The organism is Streptomyces sp. (assembly GCF_035563135.1).
Lineage (GTDB): Bacteria > Actinomycetota > Actinomycetes > Streptomycetales > Streptomycetaceae > Streptomyces.
On record NZ_DATMVN010000089.1, the window covers coordinates 1 to 4066 of the forward strand.

At 68.8% G+C, this 4066-nt stretch carries 5 protein-coding genes; 3 read left to right on the plus strand and 2 right to left on the minus strand.

What is annotated here, in order from left to right:
* Positions 1-184 precede the first annotated feature (184 nt).
* Both VN520_RS03835 and rfbB read right to left on the minus strand, forming a co-directional pair.
* The gene (locus VN520_RS03835) at positions 185-1030 is read right to left on the minus strand and encodes an NAD(P)-dependent oxidoreductase (protein WP_325745404.1); all 846 of its coding nucleotides are present in this window, start codon (positions 1028-1030) and stop codon (positions 185-187) included.
* Complete coding sequence (rfbB, locus tag VN520_RS03840; protein WP_325745405.1) at positions 1027-2022, minus strand: dTDP-glucose 4,6-dehydratase; 996 nt, start codon at positions 2020-2022, stop codon at positions 1027-1029. Before rfbB ends, VN520_RS03835 begins: the two co-directional genes overlap by 4 nt.
* 320 nt (positions 2023-2342) lie before the next feature.
* Between rfbB and VN520_RS03845 the strand changes: the two genes are divergently transcribed.
* The 3 genes from VN520_RS03845 to VN520_RS03855 all read left to right on the plus strand — a co-directional run bounded on the left by VN520_RS03845 (position 2343) and on the right by VN520_RS03855 (position 4025).
* Positions 2343-2540 carry a hypothetical protein gene (locus VN520_RS03845; RefSeq protein ID WP_325745406.1) on the plus strand — a complete coding sequence of 66 codons (198 nt, stop codon included), beginning with the start codon at positions 2343-2345 and terminating at the stop codon, positions 2538-2540.
* Positions 2541-2806: 266 nt separating this feature from the next.
* Positions 2807-3775, plus strand: a complete 969-nt coding sequence (locus VN520_RS03850) for an LCP family protein (protein ID WP_325745407.1) — start codon at positions 2807-2809, stop codon at positions 3773-3775.
* Positions 3776-3890: 115 nt separating this feature from the next.
* Complete coding sequence (locus VN520_RS03855) at positions 3891-4025, plus strand: hypothetical protein (protein WP_325745408.1); 135 nt, start codon at positions 3891-3893, stop codon at positions 4023-4025.
* The last annotated feature ends 41 nt before the right edge of the window (positions 4026-4066 follow it).

Sequence of the window (4066 nt, forward strand, 5' to 3'; positions counted from 1 at the left end):
AGCTACTCGTGGACGCGCACCCCGGCGCCGCCGTAGGCGTCCACCAGAGTCACCGCACCGTGGGCGTCGACCTCGTCGTCCAGATCGCCGTCGGGACGTGGAGCAGAGGTCTTCCGCGCAGTTCCCCCGCGAACACCGACCGGTCGAGCTCGACCGACCGGTGTCGGGTGTCGGTGACCACGACTCAGCGTGGGCCGCCCAGATGGCTCCGGAGCGCGTCGCGCCAGTCGCGGGGCCGGAACCCTGCCTCTCGGATCTTTGACAGGTCCAGGACGCTGTTGAGCGGACGGGGTGCGATACCGGTCTTGCCGGCGAAGTACTCGGCGGTGCTGATGGGGGTGACGTCGTCGGCGGAGCGGCCGCGGGCGGTGAACACGGCCTTGGCGACGTCGGCCCAGGAGGCGGGTTCGCCGTCGCTGGTGAGGTTGTAGGTGCCGTGCGGGGCGCCGGTCTCCACCAGGTGGCGGATGCCGGCGGCGAGGTCGGCCGCGAAGGTGGGCCGGCCGATCTGGTCGTCGACGACAGTTGGGCTGATACCCCGGTCGGCCAGACCCGCCATCGTGCGGACGAAGTTGCTGCCCTCCCCCACCACCCAGGTGGTGCGCACCAGCCAGTGCCGCTCGATCCCGGTGGCGTGGGCGTCGCCGTCGGCCTTGCTGCGTCCGTAGACACTCAGCGGCGAGGGCGGAAGGTCCTCGGGGATCGGGCCGGGGTGGGTGCCGTCGAAGACGTACTCACTGGAGATGTGGACCAGCGCGAAGCCGTGCTCCTCGGCCGCGGCGGCGAGGTACCCGACGGCATCGACGTTGGCCGCACGCACGGCAGCGTGATGGGCCGGGTCCTCGGCGGCGTCGACAGCGGTCCACGCGGCGGCGTTGAGGACGACGTCGACCCCGGCCCAGTTCTGGGCGCGGACAGCGGTCGCGTCGGTGACGTCCAGCTCGGCGCGGCCGAGAGCGATGGCGTCGGGGAACTCCTGACGCAGCGCGCGGCCCAGCTGCCCGCCGGCGCCGAGGATGACGGCGTTCACTGGCCGCGAGCGGCGTAGCCGGCCTCGACCTGCTCCTTCTGCGGCCGCCACCACCCCTCGTTCGCCCGGTACCAGTCGATGGTGGCCGCCAGGCCGTCCCGGAAGTCGGTGTAGCGGGGGGACCAGCCCAGCTCGGTGCGCAACTTGGTGGCATCGATGGCGTACCGCAGGTCGTGCCCGGCCCGGTCGGTCACATGGTCGAAGGCGTCGGCGGGCTGCCCGGTCAGCTCCAGGATCAGCCCGAGCACCTCGCGGTTGTTCCTCTCCCCGTCCGCACCGATCAGGTAGGTCTCCCCCGACCGCCCCTGGTCCAGGATGGTGTGCACCGCGGAGTTGTGGTCCTCCACGTGGATCCAGTCCCGCACGTTCTCCCCCGCGCCGTACAGCTTGGGCCGCAGCCCGCACAGCACGTTGGTGATCTGCCGGGGAATGAACTTCTCCACGTGCTGGTACGGCCCGTAGTTGTTGGAGCAGTTGGAGATCGTGGCGTGGATGTCGAACGAGCGCACCCACGCCCGCACCAGCAGATCGGAGCCGGCCTTGGTCGAGGAGTACGGGCTGCTCGGGTTGTACGGCGTCTGCGGGGTGAACTTGGCCGGATCGTCGAGCTCCAGGTCGCCGTAGACCTCATCGGTGGAGATGTGGTGGTACCGGACGCCGTGCTTCCGCACCGCCTCCAGCAACGCGAACGTGCCCACGATGTTGGTCTGCAGGAACGGCCAGGGGTCGCGCAGCGAGTTGTCGTTGTGCGACTCGGCGGCGAAATGCACCACCACGTCGCAGCCGGCCACCAGCCGGTCGACCAGATCGGCGTCGGCCACCGACCCCTGTACGAACTCGACGTCCTCGCGGACCGGGGCGAGCGACGCCTCGTTCCCGGCGTAGGTCAACGCGTCGAGCACCACGACCTCGTACTCGGGATGGTCCCGCAGCGTCTGGTGCACGAAATTGGCGCCGATGAACCCCGCACCACCGGTGACGAGCATCCGCATCGTCTGCTGACTCCTTCATTCTGTCCCGCCGGAGCGGATCGTCCACCGGCTCCCGCGTGACGGTTGCCGTCCCGACGTCGACCGTAGTAGTCCTCCGGGCCAGGGCGCGCCGCGATCCCCCCGACAGGGTCAGACGGTCGGAACTGACAGCACCCCTGTCAGGAGGCAGCGGCGATTATCGCGTGGCCATTCAACGAAATCGGTGACAGCGCCCGCGAATTTGCCGGTCGGAGTCATAGGGGCTACCGTCGCAACCAGTACGCGACCACTAGCCCTACGTTGCCGAATTGCTCTTGGCTCACGGCTGAGGACACGACCACATGACCTGGTTGGCCATCATGGGACTTGTGTGGGCGACGCTCGCCCTGTTGGTCGCACTGGGCGTGGGCGCGGCCATCCGTGTGGCTGATGAACGCGACCGCAGGGGTGACCTGGATGAGGACGGCGGACACCTCGTTCCGGATCAGGGCGAAGTCCCGACGACGCTCGTCCCAGTTCCCCGGTCAGCCCGGCACTGAGCGTGGTCGCACGTCGTTGCGGCCGGGCCTCTGCCCCATCGGGGTGACGAAGCCTCTCCCGTGCCCCGAGGTCTCCGTACCGTCAGCTGCCCATATCCGCTGACGGGAGGATGACCATGGACGATGACGCACGTGGCCATCAGAGCCGGCGGAATGACCTGAAGATTCTTTCCGCACCCTCGTCACAGCAGTCGGCGGGTCCCACCTCTCGAGGGGGGCCGCCCCGCCGACGGTCACGAGCGCGACGGCTTCTCGTCGCGCTGGGCGTGCTCATCGTCGTCCTCGCGGTGCTGGTCGGTGGCGGCCTCTGGTTCGTGGCTGAGCGGTATGGCGGCAACGTCCAGCGGATCTCCGATGTCTTCACCGACCGCGACGATGCAGCCCGCCCCGCGTGGGCCACGCCGTTACAGGAAGCTGCAGCCGAACCAGTCACCTTCCTGTTCGTGGGATCGGACACCCGGGTGTCGCCCGGGGCAGGCGCCAATCCCGCAGGGCGATCGGACGCCATCATGCTCGCCCGATTCTCGGCGGACCGGGAGCGCGCCCAGATCATCTCGATACCCCGCGACTCGTGGGTGGACATTCCCGGACATGGCAAGGAAAAGATCAATTCCGCGTACGCCCTAGGTGGCCTCTCGCTGCTGATAACGACGATCGAGCAGCTCACTCAGGTGCGCATCGACCACTACGTCGCCATCGACTTCGATGGGCTCACCCAGGTCACCGACGACCTCGGTGGCGTTGACGTGACGGTGGCCGAGCCCACCAGCTGGGGCCCGTACACGTTCCGGGCAGGAGTCAACCACCTCGACGGCGACCAGGCGCGGTGGTACCTCGGCCAGCGCTACGGCCTGCCGGGCGGGGACTTCGACCGCGTGCGCCGTCAGCAGCACTTCCTCCAGTCGATGGTGAGCAAGCTCCGCAGCACCAACACCTTCACCGAGCCGGCTCGACTGGATGCGGCCTTGCTCGCGGTGACGAGCGCAGTGGCGGTCGACGACACGCTCACCAACTCGGATCTGCTGGCCCTCACCTACTCGATGCGTGCAGTGAGTCCCGAGGACATCGACTTCTTGACCGCCCCCGTGCTGGGCGTCGGAACAGAGGCCCCGGCGAGTGTGGTCTACCTGGATCAGACCGCCGGCGACCGGATGTGGGCCTATCTCAGGACCGATTCTCTCGGCCAGAACGTCGAGGAGTTCAGCAACGAGGTACTGCCCGACGTCCCCCGCTGACGGCTCCGCTACGAGGACGACTTTCCGAGCGCCCATCGGCTCCCAGCCGTATCCGGCTGCGTCGGACCACGGCGCGCCGCACAGGGCCAGGCGCTCACCGCGCCATGATGCGACCGTGATGTTCCTCGTGGGCTCGACCTGGCTGGCCGCCAGCGTGTGGCTCAGCGAGCACGGCGCGCTGCTGGCGGCCGTCATCCTGGCGAGCGTGACGTGGCGTCCGAGCGTCGACCGCTCCGTAGCGGGTCAGTAGGCGCCTGATCCGCGGATGACCGCACCGATGGTCTTCCACAG